Raw genomic sequence first — 19,891 nt, forward strand, 5'->3', positions numbered from 1 at the left:
CCTGGAGCGCAAGGACGGCGCGGCGTGGTTGACCCAAAACCACGGCGGCCCGGGTCTTTTCGGTTCGGTCGCCCAGCTGGTCAAGGTGCGGGCCGGCTACGAGGCCGCGCTGGCCGCGGTGCTGGGCTCGGCCGCCGACGCGTTGGCCGCCGACGATCTCGGTGCCGCTCGCAGCGCCGTTACCGCTCTCAAGCAGGCCGACGCCGGCCGGGCCGCCCTGGTGCTGGGCGACTGGCCAGCCCCGGACCAGCCCGTCCGCGCGCCCCTGCCCGGAGACGCCCAATGGGCGCTGGACCTGGTCGAGTCACCCGCCCGGCTGCGCGGCGCGCTGGTGGCCATGCTGTCTGGTGTGGCAGTGGTCGACGACCTGGCCCAAGCGCTGGAGCTGGTGGCGGCGCGTCCGCAACTGCGCGCGGTCACGCTCGACGGTGACCTGGTGGGTGCGGGCTGGGTTAGCGGCGGGTCCGACCGCAAGCTGTCGACACTGGAGATCGCCTCGGAAGTCGACAAGGCACGCAGTGAGCTGGCCGTGGCCGAAGAGCAGGTGGCGCAACTGACGGCGGCGCTGTCCGGGGCGCTGACCGAGCAAGCCGCTCGTCACGACTCCGCCGAGCAGGCGTTGGCGGCGCTCAACGAATCCGACACCGCAATCTCAGCGATGTACGAGCAGCTGGGCCGGCTGGGGCAGGAAGCCCGCGCGGCGGACCAAGAGTGGACGCGGTTGGTTCAGCAGCGCGAGGAGCTGGAAGCCGGGCGCGCCCAAACCCTCGAAGAAGTCCTCGAGCTGGAAACCCGGCTGCGCAACGCCCAACAGACCCAGCAGGTGCAGGACGACGACCCGGTTGACCGGCAGGCGATCGCCGCGGCCGCCGAACACGCCCGCGGCGTCGAGATCGAAGCTCGCCTGGCGGTGCGGACCGCCGAGGAACGCGCGAACGCCGTTCGGGGACGGGCCGATTCGCTGCGGCGGGCGGCCGCCACGGAACGCGAGGCGCGGCTGCGGGCTCAGCAGGCCCGCGAAGCGCGACTCCGCGCGGCGGCGGTGGCGGCCGCCGTCGCCGACTCCGGGCGGCTGCTGGCGGGGCGGCTGAGGCGGGTGGTGGATGCCGCGGCGCACTTGCGCGACGAGGTGAACGCCGAACGCCAACAACGGTCGGCGGCCATGGCCGAAGTCCGCGCCGAGGTGAACACGCTGACCGCCCGGGTGGCCGCGCTGACCGATTCGCTGCACCGGGACGAGGTCGCCAACGCCCAGGCGGCGCTGCGCATCGAGCAACTCGAACAGATGGTGCTCGAGCAATTCGGCATGGCTCCCGCCGACCTGATCGCCGAATACGGGCCCGACATCGCGTTGCCGCCTACCGAGTTGGAGCTGGCCGAGTTCGAGCAGGCCCGCGAACGCGGCGAGCAGGTGACCGCTCCCGCGCCCATGCCGTTTGACCGCCCGACCCAGGAGCGCCGGGCCAAGCGCGCCGAGCGGGAACTGGCCGAGCTCGGTCGGGTCAACCCATTGGCACTGGAAGAGTTCGCCGCGCTGGAGGAGCGCTACAACTTCTTGTCCACCCAACTGGAGGACGTCAAGGCCGCTCGCAAGGACCTGCTCGACGTCGTCGCCGACGTCGACACCCGGATCCTGCAGGTGTTCAGCGACGCCTTCGTCGACGTCGAGCGGGAATTCCGGACGGTGTTCACGTCGCTGTTTCCCGGCGGCGAAGGGCGGCTTCGGCTGACCCAGCCCGACGACATGCTGGCCACCGGCATCGAGGTGGAGGCCCGGCCGCCGGGCAAGAAGGTCACCCGGCTCTCGCTGCTCTCCGGCGGCGAGAAAGCGCTGACCGCGGTGGCGATGCTGGTGGCGATCTTCCGCGCCCGCCCGTCGCCGTTCTACATCATGGACGAGGTCGAGGCCGCGCTCGACGACATGAACCTGCGCCGCCTGATCGGTCTGTTCGAACAACTGCGGGACCGCTCGCAGCTGATCATCATCACCCACCAGAAGCCGACCATGGAGGTCGCCGACGCGCTGTACGGCGTGACCATGCAAGGCGACGGCATCACGACCGTCATTTCGCAACGGATTCGCGGTCAGCAAGTCGATCGGCTGGTGTCGCAGTCCTCTTAGGGCCCGTCGTGCGGTCCCCGTAGCGTGGGGCGCACAGCCCCGCACAGCCCCGTTTCAGCCTGGGAAGGATTTGTCGCGTGTCGGAAGGTCTTTGGATCGCTATTGCGGTGGTCGCCGCCCTGGTCATCATCGCCGCGCTGGTCTTCGGCCTGCTGCGCTACCGCCGGCGCCAGATCAAGCTGTCGGCCCGATCCACGCCCGACGCGATCGACCGGTCCGGCGGATACACCGCGTCGTCCGGCATCACCTTCAGCCAGACGCCGACCACCACGCTCGAACCCCGAGGACGCCTCGACACCACCGGACTGCCTGCGGTCGGTGACGACGCCACCATCCCGCGTGACGCGCCCAAGCGCACCATCTCCGACGTCGAGCTTCCCGACCTGGCCGCGCCGCCGCAGTCGCCGCCGTTAGAAGCGCCCGAAGCGCCACCCGCGCCGGTCGACGTGCCGGAAACCGCGGCCCCGCCGGCCCCGGAAACCGCGGCCCCGGAGATCGAGGAGATCGCGCCCACCGAAGGCCGGCTGGAGCGCCTGCGCGGGCGGCTCGCCCGCTCCCAGAACGCGCTGGGACGCAGCATGCTGGGCTTGATCGGCGGCGGCGACCTCGACGAGGACTCCTGGGAGGAAGTCGAGGACACCCTGCTGGTCGCCGACCTCGGCCCGGTGGTCACCGCGTCGGTGGTCGCCGAGCTGCGCAGCCGACTGGCCAGCGGCAACGTACGTACCGAGGCCGACGCTCGCGCCGTGCTGCGCGAGGTGCTGATCAAAGAGCTTCATCCGGAGATGGACCGCTCCATCCGCGCTCTGCCGCACGCCGACCATCCGTCGGTGCTGCTGGTTGTTGGCGTCAACGGCACCGGCAAAACCACGACCGTCGGCAAGCTGGCGCGGGTGTTGGTCGCCGACGGCCGCCGGGTCGTGCTCGGCGCCGCCGACACGTTCCGGGCCGCGGCCGCCGATCAGTTACAGACGTGGGCGTCGCGGGTGGGCGCCGACGTGGTGCGCGGTGCTGAAGGCGCCGACCCCGCGTCGGTGGCGTTCGACGCCGTCGACAAGGGCATCGCCGCCGGCGCCGACGTCGTGCTCATCGACACCGCCGGGCGACTGCACACCAAGGTCGGGCTGATGGACGAACTCGGCAAGGTCAAACGTGTGGTGACCCGCCGCGCGGCCGTCGACGAGGTGTTGCTCGTCTTGGACGCCACCATCGGCCAGAACGGCCTGGCCCAGGCCCGCGTGTTCGCCGAGGTGGTCGAGATCACCGGCGCGGTGCTCACCAAGCTCGACGGAACGGCCAAGGGCGGCATCGTCTTCCGGGTCCAGCAGGAACTCGGCGTGCCGGTGAAGCTGGTCGGGCTCGGTGAAGGCCCCGACGATCTGGCGCCGTTCGAGCCGGCGGCCTTCGTCGACGCCCTGCTCGGCTAATAGAGCTATTACACAGCGACTTTTACGTTAATCCTGACGAAACATCACTGCCGCATTGCCGCAACAACTTATGCGCATGGTTCTGGATCAGGCCGCCAGTCATCTTTCTGGGGCCCTCCCAACGCGCTGACTGGAGGTGATAGCGAGTGAGTGACTTCCCCACCATGGGCGTGCCGAATACCGGCGACACCGCCTGGATGCTGGCAAGCTCCGCGCTCGTGCTGTTGATGACGCCGGGGCTGGCGTTCTTCTACGGCGGCATGGTTCGTGCCAAGAGCGTTCTGAACATGATCATGATGAGCATCAGCGCGATGGGCGTCGTGACCGTGCTGTGGGTGCTCTACGGCTATTCGATGGCGTTCGGCGACGACACCGCCAGCGTGGTCGGCAGCCCGACCGAATACTTCGGGCTCAAGGGGCTCATCGGGGGGAATGCGGTCGCCGCCGACCCGAGCACTCAGACCGCGGCGGTCAACATCCCATTGGCGGGCACTCTGCCAGCTACCGTCTTCGTCGCGTTCCAGCTGATGTTCGCGATCATCACCGTCGCCCTGATCTCCGGCGCGGTGGCCGACCGGCTGAAGTTCAGCGCGTGGCTGCTGTTCGCCGGCCTGTGGGCGACCTTCGTCTACTTCCCGGTCGCGCACTGGGTGTTCGCGTTCGACAAGTTCGCCGCGGCCCGGGGCGGCTGGATCGCGAACAAGTTGCACGCCATCGACTTCGCCGGTGGTACCGCGGTCCATATCAACGCCGGTGTGGCCGGGTTGGTGCTGGCGATCGTGCTGGGCAAGCGCAAGGGCTGGCCGACCACGCTGTTCCGCCCGCACAACCTGCCGTTCGTGATGCTCGGCGCCGGCCTGCTGTGGTTCGGCTGGTACGGGTTCAACGCCGGCTCTGCGACCAGCTCCAACGGTGCCGCCGGTTCGACCTTCATCACGACCACCGTCGCGACCGCGGCGGCCATGCTGGGCTGGCTGCTCACCGAACGCATCCGGGACGGCAAGGCCACCACGCTGGGCGCCGCGTCGGGCATCGTCGCGGGCCTGGTCGCCATCACCCCGTCGTGCTCGTCGGTCAACGTCGTGGGCGCGCTGGTGATCGGGGTGGTGGCCGGCGTGCTGTGCGCGCTGGCGGTGGGCCTGAAGTTCAAGCTCGGCTTCGACGACTCACTGGACGTGGTGGGTGTGCACCTGGTCGGTGGTCTGGCGGGCACGCTGCTGGTCGGACTGCTGGCCGCACCGGAGAGCGTCGCGATCAACGGCGTCACGGGCGTGTCGAAGGGCCTCTTCTACGGCGGCGGCTTCGACCAGCTGGAACGCCAAGCCGTCGGCGCATTTGCTGTCCTTGCCTATTCTGGGATTGTCACGCTTATCTTGGCCCTTATCCTGAAGTACACAATCGGGCTGCGTCTGGGTACAGAGCAAGAATCCGCGGGCATCGACGAGGCAGAGCACGCCGAGAGTGGCTACGACTTCGCAGTCGCCAGCGGTTCGGTTCTTCCTCGGGCCACCCTGCCCCCGGACAGCACTAACGGCCTGGAAGAGCGATTGGGCGAGAAAGTGGAGGCGGAATAGAAATGAAGCTGATCACCGCAATCGTGAAGCCGTTCACCCTCGACGACGTCAAGACCAGCCTGGAAGACGCCGGAGTGCTGGGCATGACGGTTAGCGAAATCCAGGGCTACGGACGGCAGAAGGGCCACACCGAGGTCTACCGCGGCGCTGAGTACTCGGTCGACTTCGTGCCCAAGGTTCGCATCGAGGTGGTCGTCGACGACTCCATCGTCGACAAGGTCGTGGACAGCATCGTCCGGGCGGCCCGCACCGGCAAGATCGGTGACGGCAAGGTCTGGGTGAGCCCGGTGGACACCATCGTGCGGGTGCGCACCGGTGAACGCGGCCCCGACGCGTTGTGATAGCCGCACATTGCTGAACCACACCGGACGGGCCGGCTGGGTGTGAACCAGCCGGACCCGTCCGACAAATCCACACCGGACAACCCCGATGCAGGACGCGCCTGCGCGGCAGGCGATCTGGCCGCCGCGAGGCGCGAACTGCTGTCGGAGGACCACCCCAAGCTAGACCCGGCCGAGCTGCGGCAGGCCTGCCTGGATCTGCACGAGAACTGGCTGATCGCCAAGGCCGCCGAAATCGGCATCACCGCCGACAGCGGCTTTGCCCTGGTGGGCGTCGGCGGCCTGGGCCGTCGTGAACTGCTGCCGTATTCGGACCTGGATCTGGTGCTGTTGCACGACGGCCAGCCCGCCAATGTGCTGGGGCCCGTCGCGGACAAGCTCTGGTACCCGCTGTGGGACGCCAACGTTCGCCTGGACCACAGCGTGCGCACCGTCAGCGAGGCGTTGAACACCGCGAACGCCGATCTGACGGCCGCGTTGGGCATGCTGGAAGCCCGCCACATCGCCGGTGATGCGCGCCTGTCCACCGAGCTGATCGACGGCGTGCGGCGCCAGTGGCGCAGCGGGATCCGGTCCCGCATGGACGAACTGGTCGAGATGACCCACGCCCGCTGGCTGCGGCTGGGCCGGATCGCGCACCGCGCCGAGCCCGACCTGAAGTCGGGCCGCGGCGGGCTGCGCGACGTTCAACTGCTCAACGCGCTCGCGCTCGCTCAACTCATCGACCGCCGCGGCATGGCCAGTCCCGACCTGCCGGCAGGTTCGCTCGACGACGCCTACCGCACCTTGCTCGACGTGCGCACCGAACTGCATTGGGTGTCGCGCCGCGGTCGCGATCAGCTACTGGCCCAATTCGCCGACGAGATCAGCGCCGCTCTGGGCGTCGGGGACCGATTCGACCTGGCGCGCATGCTGTCCAACGCCGGGCGGACCATCAGCTTCCACGCCGTCACCGGGTTGCGCACGGCCGTCAACGCGCTGCCGCGGCGCGGCATCTCGGCCCTGGTGCGGCGGCCCAAGCGGCGCCCCCTGGACGAAGGGGTCGTCGAATACGCCGGGGAAATCGTGCTGGCGCGGGAAGCTCAGGTCCAGACCGACCCCGGTCTGGTCCTGCGAGTCGCCGCCGCCTCGGCCGATACCGGGGTGCCGATCGGCGCCGCGACGCTGAGCCGGCTGGCCGACAGCGCGCCGGAACTGCCGATTCCATGGCCGCGGGAGGCGTTGGACGACCTGCTGGTGGTGCTACTGGCCGGCCCGACCGCCGTGGCGACCATCGAATCGCTGGACCGGATGGGGCTGTGGGGCCAGTTGCTGCCCGAGTGGGGCGCCATCCGCGACCTGCCGCCCCGCGACGTCTCACACAAATGGACCGTGGACCGGCACGTCATCGAAACCTGCGTCAACGCCGCGCCGTTGACCACCCGGGTGGCGCGACCTGACCTGCTGGCTCTGGGCGCGCTGCTGCACGACATCGGCAAAGGCCGCGGCGCCGACCACAGCGTGCTGGGCGCCGAACTGGCCGTGCAGATCGGCGAACGGCTGGGCATGTCACCGGCAGACACCGACACCCTCGCCAAGATGGTGCGGCATCACCTGCTGCTCCCGATCACGGCGACCCGCAGTGACCTGAACGACCCGAAGACCATCGAGGCCGTGTCGCAGGCCGTGGGTGGTGACGCTCAGCTGCTCGAGCTGCTGCAGGCGTTGACCGAGGCGGACTCGAAGGCAACCGGGCCCGGAGTGTGGAGTGACTGGAAGGCCTCGCTGGTCGAGGACCTGGTGCGGCGCTGCCGGATGATGATGGCCGGCGAGCCGTTGCCGCAGGCCCAACCCAGCGCGCCGCATTACCTGGCGTTGGCCGCCCACCAGGGCGTGCATGTGGAACTCAAGCCGGGCGCCGGCGAACGCTTCCAGGCGGTGATGGTGGCGCCCGACCAACGCGGCCTGGTATCCAAAGCCGCCGCCGTGCTGGCGCTGAACTCGCTGCGCGTGCACTCGGCGACGGTCAACATCCACGAGGGCGTCGCGATCACCGAATTCGTGGTGTCTCCGCTGTTCGGCTCGCCACCGGCGGCCGACCTGCTGCGGCAGCAGTTCGTCGGCGCGCTGCACGGTGACGTCGACGTGCTCGGAGCGCTGGAGAAGCGCGACAGCGAAGCGATCAGCTCGGCGGTGGCCCGGGCCGGCGAGGTGCAAGTGGGGGTGCCCGTCACGCGGTCGACCGCCCCGCCGCGAATTTTGTGGCTGGACACCGATACCCCGGGGCACCTCATCCTCGAGGTTCGGGCGATGGACCGCACCGGTCTGCTCGCGTTGCTCACCCGGGCGATGGAGCGGGCCCAGGCAGACATCGAGTGGGCCAAGGTCAACACCTTCGGATCCACCGCCGCCGACGTGTTTTGTGTGACGGTGCCGCCCGACTGCGACGCCCAAGCCGCCGTCGAGAAGCACCTGATGGGGGTGCTGGGCGGGCGCGTCGACGTCCTGCTCGACGAGCCCGTCGGGGATTAGCGGCGATCGCAAGCGCGGCGGAGCCGGGCGCAGCGGGTCGCCGCCGTGCAGTTTCCGCGGCGATCGCAAGCGCGGCGGAGCCGGGCGCAGCGGGTCGCCGCCGTGCAGTTTCCGCGGCGATCGCAAGCGCGGCGGAGCCGGGCGCAGCGGGTCGCCGCCGTGCAGTTTCCGCGGCGATCGCAAGCGCGGCGGAGCCGGGCGCAGCGGGTCGCCGCCGTGCAGTTTCCGCGGCGATCGCAAGCGCGGCGGAGCCGGGCGCAGCGGGTCGCCGCCGTGCAGTTTCCGCGGCGATCGCAAGCGCGGCGGAGCCGGGCGCAGCGGGTCGCCGCCGTGCAGTTTTAAGCCTTACTGCTCCGAGTTGAGCTGGCGTACCGCGTCGATGCGCGCCTTGAGCTGATCGCGGGTGGCTGCGGCGATGGGCGGGCCGCCGCAGCGGCGACGCAGCTCGTTGTGGATCCAGCCGTGCGGCTTGCCGGTGCGGTGATGGGCGATCGACACCAGTGTGTTGAGCTCGCGGCGCAACTCGCGCAGCTGGCCGTGCGTGGTCATCGGTGCCGCCGTCGGGCCCGCTTGGGCGCGCCGCTGCAGCTGCTCGTCTTGACGCCGGTGCAGCAGCGCCCGCATCTGCTCGGCGTCCAACAGGCCCGGGATGCCGAGGTAGTCGGCCTCTTCTTCGCTGCCTGCGGGCGTCGCGGTGCCGAACGACGACCCGTCGAAAATCACCTGGTCGAGTTCGGCGTCGGCGCCCAGCGCGGTGAAGCCCTTCTCGGTGTCGCCGGGCTCGGTCTGCGTCTTCGTGGCCGGATCGCCGTCGAGCGGATCCTCGAGCGTTTCCCGGTGCGGCTGGCCGAGGACGTGGTTGCGCTGAGCCTCCAGCTCGCTGGCCAGTTGCAGCAGATTGGGCACCGACGGCAGGAAGATGCTGGCGGTCTCACCGGGGCGGCGCGACCGGACGAATCGGCCGATGGCCTGGGCGAAGAACAGTGGGGTAGAGGCGCTGGTGGCATAGATGCCAACCGAGAGCCGCGGCACGTCGACGCCTTCGGACACCATCCGCACCGCCACCAGCCAGCGGCTGGTGCTCTGGGCGAATTCGGAGATGCGGGCCGAGGAGCCGGGGTCGTCGGAGAGTACGACCGTGGCCGGCTCACCGGTCAGCCGTTCCAGTAATTTGGCGTATGCGCGGGCCGCGGTCTTGTCCGAGGCGATGATCATGCCGCCGGCGTCGGGCACATGCTCGCGCAGTTGCCGCAGCCGTAGGTCGGCCGCGGTGATGACGGCCGGCATCCACTCACCGGCGGGGTCAAGCGCGGTGCGCCAGGCGCGGGCGGTTTGCTCGGCTGACAGCGGCTCGCCGAGTCGGGCCTCGTGTTCCTCGCCGGCGCTGTCGCGCCAGCGGGCCTGCCCGGAGTACGCCATGAACACCACGGGGCGCACCACGCCGTCGGCCAGAGCTTCGGCGTAGCCGTAGGTGTGGTCGGCCTGGGAGCGCTGGATGCCGTCGGGTCCGCTCTCGTAGGCGACGAAGGGGATGGGGCTGTCGTCGCTGCGGAACGGGGTTCCGGTGAGAGCGAGCCGGCGGGTGGCGTCGCTGAAGGCTTCGCGGATGGCGTCACCCCAGGTTTTGGCGTCACCGCCGTGGTGGATCTCGTCGAAGACCACCAGGGTCTTGCGCTGTTCGGTCCGCACTCGGTGCAGCGTCGGATGCGCGGCCACCTGGGCGTAGGTGACCATCACGCCGTGGTACTCCGGGGAGGTTTGCGGGTTGGAGTTGGAGAACCGGGGATCCAGCGACAGACCGTGCCGTCCCGCGGCCTGCGCCCACTGCACTTTGAGGTGCTCGGTGGGTACCACGACGGTGATCTGCTCGACGGCGCGATGAGCGAGCAACTCGGCTGCCACCCGCAGTGCGAACTGAGTCTTGCCCGAACCCGGGGTCGCCACGGCCAGGAAGTCGCGCGGCTCGGTACCCAAGTATTTGACCAGCGCCCGTCGCTGCCAGCCACGCAGCGGTCGAGTGGCTTCGACGACGCCGGCGGCGGAGCTGACCGGCTGCGTCGACAACAAATTCCCCCCGTAGCTGCTGGTGACGCGCCTGCCGTGCGCGGCTGTAAAAACCTAGCATGGCAACGCTTTTCGGCGCAGTTACGACATGAGCGGGTCGCGTTGCCCCAGCCAGGCGTGAATCCGTTCGGCCACATCCGGCCAGCCCGGTTCCATCATCATGTTGTGACCCATGTTCGGGAAGAACTCCGCTTCGGTGCCGTAGGCGTGGGCGGTGGCCTGTACTTCGGCGCGGCTGACCAAGCCGTCGTCGGCGGCGCCCAGCACCAGCATCGGGGTGCTCACCCGCTTCGTCCGGACCCGCCGGAACATCGCGTCGATCATGGCGGCGCGCAGCCCCTCGGGTTGAACCCGCGCCGCGCAGGCCGCGACGACGGCCTCCGGTGTCTGCGCGCAGAACAGGTTCTGGCGGGCCAGGGGTGGGGTGTTGATGAAACCGGCCAAGTTGCCCGTCGTGTAGGACCGAACGGTGATCCAGGGTTGGCGCCGCCAGACCCGGGTCGCTAACCCGAACACGCCTTGAGGCGGTATCGACGCCAGCAGGACCGCGGCTGGGACGCTGCGGCTCTCCAGGAAGCGCTGCACGACGAACCCGCCCAGGGAGTGGGCGATCAGCACCGGCTTGGTGCCGAGCCTGTCCGCCGTCTCCGCGATGTCCTCGATGTAGTCGGCGACCGAACATAGGTGCAGTGATCTCGCGCAGGGACTGTTGCCGTGCCCGCGCAGACTGACCGCGACCGCGCGGTAGCCCGCGTCGGCGAAGTAATCCAGGAAGTGCTCCCAGCACCAGGCGCCGTGCCACCCGCCGTGGACAAATAGCAGCGGTGTGGGATGCGCCGCGGAGGTTGACCCTCGCTCGATGACCTCGAGCATGTGCTGACTTTCGTTTGCTGTGGGCGCGGCGTCAAGCCCTGCTCTTCCGCCGAGTGCGCGGCCAGCCGCACACCCGGCGTCGTGTGTGCGGCTGGCCGCACACACGCGCCCCGATTCGCCCGGCTGGGGCATCGGCTGCCGCTTCCGCGGCAGCACCACTAGGCTGGTCGGGTGTTTGAATCGCTGTCCGACCGGTTGACCGGTGCCCTTCAAGGGCTACGCGGCAAGGGCCGACTGACCGACGCCGATATCGACGCCACCACCCGCGAGATTCGGCTAGCCCTCCTGGAAGCCGACGTGTCGCTGCCGGTGGTTCGAGCGTTCGTACACCGGATCAAGGAACGCGCCCGCGGCGCCGAGGTGTCTGGTGCCCTCAACCCGGCGCAACAAGTCGTCAAGATCGTCAACGAGGAGCTCATCGGCATCCTCGGTGGCCAGACCCGCGAATTGGTGTTCGCCAAAACGCCGCCGACGGTGATCATGCTGGCCGGTCTGCAGGGTTCGGGTAAGACCACACTGGCCGGCAAGCTGGCCTTCCGGCTCAAGAACCAGGGACACACACCGCTGCTGGTGGCCTGTGACCTGCAGCGCCCCGCCGCGGTCAACCAGTTGCAGGTGGTCGGCCAGCGGGCCGGTGTGCCGGTGTTCGCGCCCCACCCCGGTGCGTCACCCGAATCCGGCCCTGGTGACCCGGTCGCGGTCGCGGCGGCCGGACTGGACGAGGCCCGGTCGAAGCACTTCGACGTCGTCATCGTCGACACCGCCGGCCGGTTGGGCATCGACCAGGAGCTGATGGCCCAGGCCGCTGCCATCCGCGACGCCGTCGACCCCGACGAGGTGCTGTTCGTCCTGGACGCGATGATCGGCCAGGACGCCGTGGCCACCGCGCAAGCGTTCGGTGAGGGCGTCGGATTTACCGGCGTGGTGCTGACCAAGCTCGACGGTGACGCCCGCGGCGGTGCCGCGCTGTCGGTCCGAGAAGTGACCGGCGTGCCCATCCTGTTCGCCTCCACCGGCGAAAAGTTCGAGGATTTCGACGTCTTCCACCCCGACCGGATGGCCAGTCGCATCCTGGGCATGGGCGACGTGCTGAGCCTGATCGAACAGGCCGAGCAAGTCTTCGACGCCCAGCAGGCCGAAGAGGCCGCCGCCAAGATCGGCGCCGGCGAGCTGACGCTGGAGGACTTCCTCGAGCAGATGCTGGCCGTGCGCAAGATGGGCCCGATCGGCAACCTGCTCGGGATGCTGCCCGGCGCCGGTCAGATGAAAGATGCGCTGGCCGAGATCGACGACAAACAACTCGACCGGGTGCAAGCCATCATTCGCGGCATGACCCCGCAAGAGCGGGCCGACCCGAAGATCATCAACGCGTCGCGGCGGCTGCGCATCGCCAACGGCTCCGGCGTGACCGTCTCGGAAGTCAATCAGCTCGTCGACCGCTTCTTCGAAGCCCGCAAGATGATGTCTTCCATGCTCGGCGGAATGGGCATCCCCGGCATCGGCCGCAAGTCCGCGACGCGAAAGAGCAAGGCCGCCAAGGGGAAAGCGGGCAAGAAGGGTAAGAAGGGGGCACGCGGCCCCACGCCGCCGAAGGTCAAGAGCCCCTTCGGCGCCGGGATGCCGGGCATGGGCATGCCGGGGATGCCGGCGGGCTTCCCCGACCTGTCGCAGATGCCCGAGGGTCTCAACGAGCTGCCGCCCGGGTTGGCCGACTTCGACCTGTCCAAGCTGAAGTTCCCAGGTAACCCGGGAAGAAAGTAGTCGCCCGTGCGCTGGCACGTGCGGGGCCGGGGCCTCCCCAGCGAGGAGACCACCGACCTATGGGTCGCCGACGGCCTCATCAGCACCGAGCCGGTCGACGACGCCGACACCATCTTCGACAACGGCTGGATCATCCCGGGACTGGTCGACCTGCACTGCCACATCGGACTCGGCGCCCAAGGCGGCGTCGAACTCGACGAAGCGATCGAGCAGGCCGAGACCGAACGCGACGTCGGTGTCCTGCTGGTCCGGGACTGCGGAGTACCGATCGACACCCGCAGCCTCGACGACCGCGCCGACCTGCCCCGCATCATCCGCGCCGGCAGGCATCTGGCCAGACCCAAGCGCTACATCCCCGGATTCGCCGTCGAACTCGACGACGAAGCTCAACTACCCGACGCCGTCGTCGAACAGGCCCGGCTCGGCGACGGCTGGATCAAGCTGATCGGTGACTGGATCGATCGCCAGGTCGGTGACCTGGCGCCACTATGGTCCGACGACGTGCTCAAGGCCGCGATCGACGCCGCCCACGCTCACGGCGCCCGGGTCACCGCTCACGTGTTCGGGGAGGACGCGTTGCCCGGCCTGATCAACGCCGGCATCGACTGCATCGAACACGGCACCGGCCTCACCGACGACACCATCGCCTTGATGCTCGAGCAGGGCACCGCGCTGGTGCCGACGATGATCAACCTGGAAAATTTCCCCGGCATCGCCGACTCGGCGACGCGTTACCCCGCCTACGCGGCCCACATGCGCGACCTGTACGCGCGCAGCAACGAACGGCTGAGTGCGGCCCGGGCGGCCGGCGTGCCGGTGTATGCGGGCAGCGATGCCGGCGGCATGATCAACCACGGCCGCATCGCCGACGAAGTCGCAGCTCTCACCACCATCGGCATGAGTCCCACCGAGGCGCTCGGTGCGGCGTGCTGGGACGCCCGGCGCTGGCTGGGCCGGCCCTGCCTCGACCATGGGGCGTCGGCGGACTTGCTGTGCTACTCCCAAGACCCACGCCAAGGACCCGGCGTGCTGAACCGGCCCGATCTGGTCATCTTGCGCGGCGAGGTCTTCCCCCCGAAGTCGTAGGGCCCCGAAAAAGATTGCGATCAATCGCTATCTATGTTAGCGTCGGTGCACCGCGACGACCCCGGAGGCAACCGTGACTTACGACCTGATCATCCGCGACGGACTGTGGTTCGACGGCACCGGCGCCGCGCCGCAGACCCGCACTTTGGGCATTCGCGACGGGGTCGTGGCAACGGTGTCCGCGGTGCCGCTGGATGAGACCGGTTGCCCCGAGGTCATCGACGCGGCCGGCAAGTGGGTCCTCCCGGGCTTCATCGACGTGCACACCCACTACGACGCCGAGATCCTGCTCGACCCGGGTCTGCGGGAGTCGGTGCGGCACGGGGTCACCACGGTCCTGCTTGGCAACTGCTCCCTGTCGACGGTGTACGCCAGCACCGAAGACGCCGCCGACTTGTTCAGCCGCGTCGAGGCCGTCCCGCGCAAGTTCGTGCTGGACGCTTTGGAAAACAACAAGACCTGGTCGACGGCCGCGGACTACATCGCCGCCCTCGACGCCCTACCGCTTGGCCCCAATATCGGTTCGCTGCTTGGCCATTCGGACCTACGGACCGCGGTGCTCGGTCTGGAGCGCGCGACCGACGACACGGTTCGGCCCACCGACGCCGAGCTGAAGAAGATGACGCAATTGCTCGACGAGGCGCTCGATGCCGGGGTGCTGGGCATGTCTGGAATGGACGCAGCGATCGACAAGCTCGACGGTGACCGGTTCCGCTCCCGCGCACTGCCGTCGACCTTCGCGACATGGCGCGAACGGCGCAAATTGATCAACGTGTTGCGCCGGCGCGGCCGAATCCTGCAGAGCGCACCCAACGTCAACAGTCCGGTGTCGCCGTTCATGTTCTTCCTGACCAGCAGTCGAATCCTGAACCGCCGCAAGGGAGTTCGGATGAGCATGCTGGTGTCCGCCGACGCCAAGTCGATGCCGATGGCGGTACACATCTTCGGCCGCGGCGCCCGGTGGCTCAACAAGATCCTCGGCGCCAGCGTGCGATTCCAGCACCTGCCCGTCCCGTTCGAGTTGTACTCCGACGGCATCGATCTACCGGTTTTCGAAGAATTCGGCGCCGGCACCGCCGCCTTGCATCTGCGTGACCAGTTGCAGCGTAATGAGTTGCTGGCCGACGAGGAGTATCGCCGACGGTTCCGCCGCGAGTTCGACCGCAAGAAGCTCGGGCCGTCGTTGTGGCACCGCGACTTTCACGACGCCGTCATCGTCGAATGCCCAGATAAGTCGTTGATCGGCAAGTCTTTCGGATCCATCGCCGACGAACGCGGCCTGCATCCTCTCGACGCGTTCCTCGACGTGCTGGTGGAAAACGGTGAGCGCAACGTGCGTTGGACCACCACGGTCGCCAACCACCGGCCCAAGCTGCTGGACAAGCTGGCCGCCGACCCAAATATCCACATGGGTTTCTCCGACGCCGGAGCGCACCTGCGCAACATGGCGTTCTACAACTTCGGTCTGCGACTGCTCAAGCGGACCCGCGACGCCAGCCAGGCCGGCACGCCGTTCCTGACGCTGCAACGCGCCGTCTACCGCCTGACCGGTGAGCTCGCCGAGTGGTTCGGCATCAACGCCGGCACCTTGCGCGAGGGCGACCGCGCCGATTTCGTGGTGATCGACCCGGCCCACCTCGACGAGTCGGTGGACGCCTACAACGAAGAGGCGGTGCCCTTCTACGGCGGGCTGCGGCGCATGGTCAATCGCAACGACGCGACCGTGGTAGCCACCGGAGTCAACGGCGCGGTGGTCTTCCGCGCGGGAGAGTTCTGTGAGGGCTACGGAAAGACGGTGAAGTCGGGCCGGTACCTGCGGGCGGGGGAGCGGCACGCCCCCGCGCCCGCGACCGTCTGACATGGCCAGAACGCAACAGCAACGCCGCGAGGAAACCGTCGGGCGGCTGATCCAGGCGTGTATCGACACCATCATGGAAGTCGGGTACGCCCGCGCGTCGGCCGCGGTGATCACCAAACGCGCCGGAGTTTCGGTGGGTGCGTTGTTCCGCCACTTCGAGACGATGGGCGACTTCATGGCGGCCACCGCCTCGGAGGTGTTGCGCCGACAGCTCGAGACGTTCACCAAGCAGGTCGCCGAGATACCGGCCGACCGGCCGGCGCTGGAGGCGAGCCTTGCGATCTTGCGCGACATCACCACCGGACCGGTCAATGCCGTCCTCTACGAGCTGATGATCGCGGCCCGCACTGACGAGAAGCTCAGGGTCACCATGCAACACGAGCTCGGGCAGTACTCGGCGAAGATCTATGACGCGGCTCGGGTGCTACCCGGTGCCGAGAGCTTCCCCGAGGAAACCTTGCCGGTGATCCTGGCTCTGTTACGCAATGTCTTCGACGGCGCCGCGGTGGTGGAAGGCATTCTGCCGCAACCGAAGATCGAGCAGCAGCGAATTCCGGTCCTGATGGCGCTGCTGACCGCGGCGCTGCCGGAACTGAGGTCGCCCTAATGGTGCCGACCCGCTGCACCCGGCCGTTCCGCCGTGCTTGCGATCGACACTAAAGCGAGCCGATGCTCGACTGCGGGCCGAGCGCGAACCCCCAGTCGAACAGGCTGGCGGCCTGATCCCAGTAGGTCGGACCGCCGGCCTGCACCAAGCCGTACATCATGGCAATGACCAACCGGCGGCCACCGCGCGCGGCCGCGCCGACGAAGGTCTTGCGGGCGGCATTGGTGAAGCCGGTCTTGCCGCCGATGGCGCCGGGGTAGCGCTGCAACAGCTCGTCCTGGTTGACGATCGGCTGCTCACCGTTGTCCCCCGGAAACATGGCCGTCGGCTCGGCGGTGACGTGGGCGAACGTCGGGTTGGCCATGGCCGCGCGAAAAATGACCGCGAGGTCGTGCGCGGTCGAGGCTCCCGATCCGCCCGGGCCGTCCAGCCCCGACGGCGTCGCCGCATGGGTGTTCGTCGCCCCGAGTGAGGCCGCTTTGGCGTTCATCTTTGACACCGCGACGTCCTGGCCGCCGAGCATGTGCGCCAAGGTGTTGGCGGCATCGTTGCCGGAAACCAGCAGCAGCCCGTCCAACAATTGGCGCGCGGTGTACGTGCGACCGGCTTTGACCCCGACGCAGTTGCACTCGACCTGGGTATCGGCGACGTCGGCAACCACGGTCGAGTTCAGGTCGAGCTCGTCGAGGACCACCAGCGACAACAACACCTTGATCGTGCTGGCCGGGGGGTGCACCACATTCTGGTCGCGGCCGGCCAACACCTGACCACTGTCGAGGTCGGCGACGATCCAGGTCTGTGCCGGGCCTTCCGGAATCGGCACCGACCCGACCGGCTGCACATCGGTGTCCGCTAGTGCGCTGGCTGCTGTGAGTGTGGCAACCGTGAGCAGCGCTGCGGTTGCGGCCAGGACCTTTCGCATGGCCGCACAGTTTAACTTCCTGGCGCCGTGCGCACGATGCTTCAATCGATGCATGTTAAGCCTGGCCGAAATCTCCGACCGCCTGGAAATTCAACAGCTCCTGGTGGACTACTCCACCGCGATTGACCAGCGCCGCTTCGACGATCTCGACGACGTCTTCACCCCGGACGCCTACATCGACTACCGGGCGTTGGGCGGTATCGACGGGCAGTACCCGGACGTCAAGAAGTGGCTGTCGGAGGTGTTGCCCAACTTCCCGGTCTACGCGCACATGCTGGGCAACTTCTCGGTCCGCATCGACGGCGACACCGCCTCGTCGCGCGTCATCTGCTTCAACCCGATGGTGCTGGGCGGAGACAACGAGCAGATTTTGTTCTGCGGACTGTGGTACGACGACGAATTCGTGCGCACCCCGCAAGGGTGGCGGATGAGCCGCCGGGTGGAGACCAAGACCTTCCAGAAGGTCCTCTGACGCGGCAAGATTGAGCCGGCTCAGCCATTACGGGAGGCACCATGAGGCGCAGCATCGTCGGGGGACGGGCTGCCGCCCTGACGGCTGGGGGTTTGATCGCCCTGGCACCGCCGCCCCAGGCGGGTTGCCAGTACGGAATGCCGGGCGTTGTCGGCAAATGCGACGGACCCATCCAGCCCTACGGCACTTGGGAGCGTTGTGTGACCATCGCGCGGCTGGCGCCCAACGGCGCCAGCTCGTTTCTCATGCCGGAGAAGCACTGCGAGGTAGTGGGCCCGGACCAGCCTTCGGGTGACCCGAACTTCGCCGACCCGCGGCGCACATCGACGGTGGAACGGGGCACATGATCATGAAGCGATCCTTGTTGGTGGGGCTGGCGACGGGACTGGTGGGGGCAGCTTCGATCGTCGCGGCGCCACCCGCCAGCGCCGGCTGCCTGTACGGCGGGTTGTCCTTGAGTAGGTGTGACGGACCGATTGATCCGGACGGCAACTGGCAACGCTGCGTGGTGTTCTACTCCGCCTACGGCGGGGCGGGTTCCCGCGGCGCCACTCGCTGCGACATGATGGGTCCTGACCTGCATCCCTGGGGTGCCGAGTTCAGTAACCCACCCACGCACATCGACGACTGAGCGCGAATTTCTGCTTGGGCAGGGCTGTCTGGCACAATGGGCGGCTGTCCGCGGCGCGATCAGGATCGCGTCCCGGTCATCACACTCGAGGCAAAACCGGACCCGGGCGTCCCGCCCCGGTTGCTGAATTGCAGCGTGACACCTACAGGAGTTCGACCATGGCTGTGAAGATCAAGCTCACTCGGCTTGGCAAAATCCGCAATCCTCAGTACCGCATCGCCGTCGCCGACGCGCGCACTCGCCGCGATGGCCGTTCCATCGAGGTCATCGGCCGGTACCACCCGAAGGAAGAGCCGAGCCTGATCGAGATCAACTCCGAGCGCGCCCAGTACTGGTTGTCCGTGGGTGCCCAGCCCACCGAGCCCGTGCTCAAGCTGCTCAAGATCACCGGTGACTGGCAGAAGTTCAAGGGCCTGCCCGGCGCCGAAGGCGAGTTGAAGGTCAAGCCCGCCAAGCCCAGCAAGCTCGAGCTGTTCAACGCCGCGCTGGCCGAGGCCGAAGGCGGTCCCACCACCGAAGCCACCAAGCCGAAGAAGAAGGCCGCTCCGAAGAAGGCCGCCGCTAAGGCCGACGCCGAGCCCGCCGAGGGCTCGGCCGAGACCCCGGCCGAGGGTGGCGAGTCGTCCGAGCCGGCCACCGAGAGCTGACGGCTTCCATGAGTACCGTCGTGGTGGACGCCGTCGAGCACCTGGTTCGCGGCATCGTCGACAATCCCGACGACGTCCGGGTGGACATGGTGACCAGCCGGCGCGGGCGCACCGTCGAAGTACACGTCCATCCCGATGACCTCGGCAAGGTGATCGGTCGCGGAGGACGCACCGCGACCGCGTTGCGCACGCTGGTCGCCGGGATTGGTGGCCGGGGCATCCGCGTCGACGTGGTGGACACCGACCAGTAACGGCCATGCTCATGGCGCAACCATGGAGCTGATCGTCGGGCGTGTGGTCAAGGCGCACGGCGTGACCGGTGAGATCGTCGTCGAGGTTCGCACCGACGACCCCGAGGCCCGGTTCGCACCCGGAAATACGTTGCACGCCAAGCTGTCTCGTGGCAGAGGTGAGGAACGCGACTACGTCGTGGACAGCGTACGGGCGCACGGTGGACGGCTGCTGGTGCGTCTGGACGGTGTCGACGACCGCGACCGCGCCGATGCGCTGCGCGGGGCGTTGTTCGTCATCGACTCCGAGGATCTGCCGCCGATCGACGAGCCGGACACCTTCTACGACCATCAGCTCGAAGGCCTGCGGGTCCGCACCACCGCGGGCCAGGAAGTCGGCGTGGTTGCCGAGGTGCTGCACACCGCCGCCGGCGAACTGCTCGCGGTCAAGAGTGACGCCGGTGAAGTGCTGGTGCCGTTCGTCAGCGCGATCGTCACCTCGGTGTCGCTGGAGGAGGGCGTGGTGGAGATCGACCCGCCCGAAGGCCTGCTGGACATGGGCTGAGCCGTGCGTATAGATGTCGTCACAATCTTTCCGGCGTTCCTCGACCCGTTGCGAGAGTCGTTGCCCGGTAAGGCCATAGCCTCGGGTCTGGTCACGCTGCAGGTGCACGACCTGCGGCGCTGGACGCACGATGTGCATCACTCGGTGGACGACGCGCCCTACGGCGGCGGGCCCGGCATGGTGATGAAAGCCCCGGTGTG

At 68.4% G+C, this 19,891-nt stretch carries 18 protein-coding genes and 1 pseudogene; 16 read left to right on the top strand and 3 right to left on the bottom strand.

Translation table 11 applies throughout. The features are described from left to right. From A9W95_RS12655 to A9W95_RS12675, 5 genes are all read left to right on the top strand, one after another. Nucleotides 1-2,122 (top strand): AAA family ATPase (locus tag A9W95_RS12655; RefSeq protein WP_156746175.1); only part of this gene is annotated, 2,122 nt, incomplete at its 5' end. Nucleotides 2,123-2,199: 77 nt separating this feature from the next. Beyond that, a complete protein-coding gene (gene ftsY / locus A9W95_RS12660; protein ID WP_067412864.1) occupies nucleotides 2,200-3,549 on the top strand; it encodes a signal recognition particle-docking protein FtsY in 1,350 nt (449 codons plus the stop codon). A 146-nt stretch (nucleotides 3,550-3,695) separates the two neighbouring features. Further along, nucleotides 3,696-5,123 carry an ammonium transporter gene (locus tag A9W95_RS12665; RefSeq protein ID WP_156746176.1) on the top strand — a complete coding sequence of 476 codons (1,428 nt, stop codon included), beginning with the start codon at nucleotides 3,696-3,698 and terminating at the stop codon, nucleotides 5,121-5,123. 2 nt (nucleotides 5,124-5,125) lie between these two features. Further along, complete coding sequence (glnB, locus tag A9W95_RS12670; RefSeq protein ID WP_036354580.1) at nucleotides 5,126-5,464, top strand: nitrogen regulatory protein P-II; 339 nt, start codon at nucleotides 5,126-5,128, stop codon at nucleotides 5,462-5,464. A gap of 42 nt (nucleotides 5,465-5,506) precedes the next feature. Next, nucleotides 5,507-7,975: a [protein-PII] uridylyltransferase gene (locus A9W95_RS12675; RefSeq protein ID WP_082983065.1), complete on the top strand. Its 2,469-nt coding sequence runs from the start codon at nucleotides 5,507-5,509 to the stop codon at nucleotides 7,973-7,975. Nucleotides 7,976-8,320: 345 nt separating this feature from the next. Here A9W95_RS12675 and A9W95_RS12685 read toward each other — a convergent pair whose 3' ends face one another. Both A9W95_RS12685 and A9W95_RS12690 read right to left on the bottom strand, forming a co-directional pair. Continuing rightward, nucleotides 8,321-10,039 carry a DEAD/DEAH box helicase gene (locus A9W95_RS12685; RefSeq protein WP_067412900.1) on the bottom strand — a complete coding sequence of 573 codons (1,719 nt, stop codon included), beginning with the start codon at nucleotides 10,037-10,039 and terminating at the stop codon, nucleotides 8,321-8,323. Between the two features lie 81 nt (nucleotides 10,040-10,120). After that, entirely contained in the window at nucleotides 10,121-10,912 is a 792-nt protein-coding gene (locus tag A9W95_RS12690) for an alpha/beta hydrolase (RefSeq protein ID WP_067412869.1), read from the bottom strand. Between the two features lie 171 nt (nucleotides 10,913-11,083). On the opposite strand from A9W95_RS12690, the gene ffh reads away from it, so the two are divergent. From ffh to A9W95_RS12710, 4 genes are all read left to right on the top strand, one after another. Next, nucleotides 11,084-12,673, top strand: a complete 1,590-nt coding sequence (gene ffh / locus A9W95_RS12695) for a signal recognition particle protein (protein WP_067412872.1) — start codon at nucleotides 11,084-11,086, stop codon at nucleotides 12,671-12,673. 6 nt (nucleotides 12,674-12,679) lie between these two features. Next, the gene (locus A9W95_RS12700; protein ID WP_067412874.1) at nucleotides 12,680-13,759 is read left to right on the top strand and encodes an amidohydrolase family protein; all 1,080 of its coding nucleotides are present in this window, start codon (nucleotides 12,680-12,682) and stop codon (nucleotides 13,757-13,759) included. 73 nt (nucleotides 13,760-13,832) lie between these two features. After that, nucleotides 13,833-15,617: an amidohydrolase family protein gene (locus tag A9W95_RS12705; protein ID WP_067412876.1), complete on the top strand. Its 1,785-nt coding sequence runs from the start codon at nucleotides 13,833-13,835 to the stop codon at nucleotides 15,615-15,617. Between the two features lies 1 nt (nucleotide 15,618). After that, nucleotides 15,619-16,224, top strand: coding sequence for a TetR/AcrR family transcriptional regulator (locus A9W95_RS12710; protein ID WP_067412879.1), 606 nt, complete (start codon nucleotides 15,619-15,621; stop codon nucleotides 16,222-16,224). A gap of 49 nt (nucleotides 16,225-16,273) precedes the next feature. On the opposite strand, the gene A9W95_RS12715 is transcribed toward A9W95_RS12710, so the two are convergent. Further along, nucleotides 16,274-17,146 carry a D-alanyl-D-alanine carboxypeptidase family protein gene (locus tag A9W95_RS12715; RefSeq protein ID WP_067412881.1) on the bottom strand — a complete coding sequence of 291 codons (873 nt, stop codon included), beginning with the start codon at nucleotides 17,144-17,146 and terminating at the stop codon, nucleotides 16,274-16,276. Nucleotides 17,147-17,198: 52 nt separating this feature from the next. Between A9W95_RS12715 and A9W95_RS12720 the strand changes: the two genes are divergently transcribed. The 7 genes and pseudogenes from A9W95_RS12720 to A9W95_RS12750 all read left to right on the top strand — a co-directional run. Beyond that, the gene (locus A9W95_RS12720) at nucleotides 17,199-17,618 is read left to right on the top strand and encodes a nuclear transport factor 2 family protein (protein ID WP_067412885.1); all 420 of its coding nucleotides are present in this window, start codon (nucleotides 17,199-17,201) and stop codon (nucleotides 17,616-17,618) included. Nucleotides 17,619-17,659: 41 nt separating this feature from the next. Next, complete coding sequence (locus tag A9W95_RS12725; protein ID WP_067412887.1) at nucleotides 17,660-17,965, top strand: hypothetical protein; 306 nt, start codon at nucleotides 17,660-17,662, stop codon at nucleotides 17,963-17,965. A 2-nt stretch (nucleotides 17,966-17,967) separates the two neighbouring features. Beyond that, nucleotides 17,968-18,249, top strand: a complete 282-nt coding sequence (locus A9W95_RS12730; protein ID WP_067412902.1) for a hypothetical protein — start codon at nucleotides 17,968-17,970, stop codon at nucleotides 18,247-18,249. A gap of 158 nt (nucleotides 18,250-18,407) precedes the next feature. Next, complete coding sequence (gene rpsP / locus A9W95_RS12735) at nucleotides 18,408-18,896, top strand: 30S ribosomal protein S16 (protein WP_067412889.1); 489 nt, start codon at nucleotides 18,408-18,410, stop codon at nucleotides 18,894-18,896. An 8-nt stretch (nucleotides 18,897-18,904) separates the two neighbouring features. Next, entirely contained in the window at nucleotides 18,905-19,147 is a 243-nt protein-coding gene (locus A9W95_RS12740; protein WP_003878715.1) for an RNA-binding protein, read from the top strand. 22 nt (nucleotides 19,148-19,169) lie between these two features. Further along, complete coding sequence (rimM, locus tag A9W95_RS12745; RefSeq protein WP_067412891.1) at nucleotides 19,170-19,691, top strand: ribosome maturation factor RimM; 522 nt, start codon at nucleotides 19,170-19,172, stop codon at nucleotides 19,689-19,691. 3 nt (nucleotides 19,692-19,694) lie between these two features. Further along, nucleotides 19,695-19,891: pseudogene (locus A9W95_RS12750) on the top strand (tRNA (guanosine(37)-N1)-methyltransferase TrmD); the annotation flags it as partial.

It is taken from the genome of Mycobacterium sp. 1423905.2 (assembly GCF_001673155.1).
Taxonomy (GTDB): domain Bacteria; phylum Actinomycetota; class Actinomycetes; order Mycobacteriales; family Mycobacteriaceae; genus Mycobacterium.

What these genes read in the sequence shown, in the direction of transcription:
- glnB (WP_036354580.1), top strand. Translation starts at nt 5,126, where the DNA reads ATGAAGCTGATCACCGCAATCGTGAAGCCGTTCACCCTCGACGACGTC.
- A9W95_RS12720 (WP_067412885.1), top strand. Translation starts at nt 17,199, where the DNA reads ATGTTAAGCCTGGCCGAAATCTCCGACCGCCTGGAAATTCAACAGCTC.
- A9W95_RS12730 (WP_067412902.1), top strand. Translation starts at nt 17,968, where the DNA reads ATGAAGCGATCCTTGTTGGTGGGGCTGGCGACGGGACTGGTGGGGGCA.
- rimM (WP_067412891.1), top strand. Translation starts at nt 19,170, where the DNA reads ATGGAGCTGATCGTCGGGCGTGTGGTCAAGGCGCACGGCGTGACCGGT.
- A9W95_RS12690 (WP_067412869.1), bottom strand. Translation starts at nt 10,912, where the DNA reads ATGCTCGAGGTCATCGAGCGAGGGTCAACCTCCGCGGCGCATCCCACA.
- rpsP (WP_067412889.1), top strand. Translation starts at nt 18,408, where the DNA reads ATGGCTGTGAAGATCAAGCTCACTCGGCTTGGCAAAATCCGCAATCCT.
- A9W95_RS12715 (WP_067412881.1), bottom strand. Translation starts at nt 17,146, where the DNA reads ATGCGAAAGGTCCTGGCCGCAACCGCAGCGCTGCTCACGGTTGCCACA.
- A9W95_RS12725 (WP_067412887.1), top strand. Translation starts at nt 17,660, where the DNA reads ATGAGGCGCAGCATCGTCGGGGGACGGGCTGCCGCCCTGACGGCTGGG.
- A9W95_RS12710 (WP_067412879.1), top strand. Translation starts at nt 15,619, where the DNA reads ATGGCCAGAACGCAACAGCAACGCCGCGAGGAAACCGTCGGGCGGCTG.
- A9W95_RS12740 (WP_003878715.1), top strand. Translation starts at nt 18,905, where the DNA reads ATGAGTACCGTCGTGGTGGACGCCGTCGAGCACCTGGTTCGCGGCATC.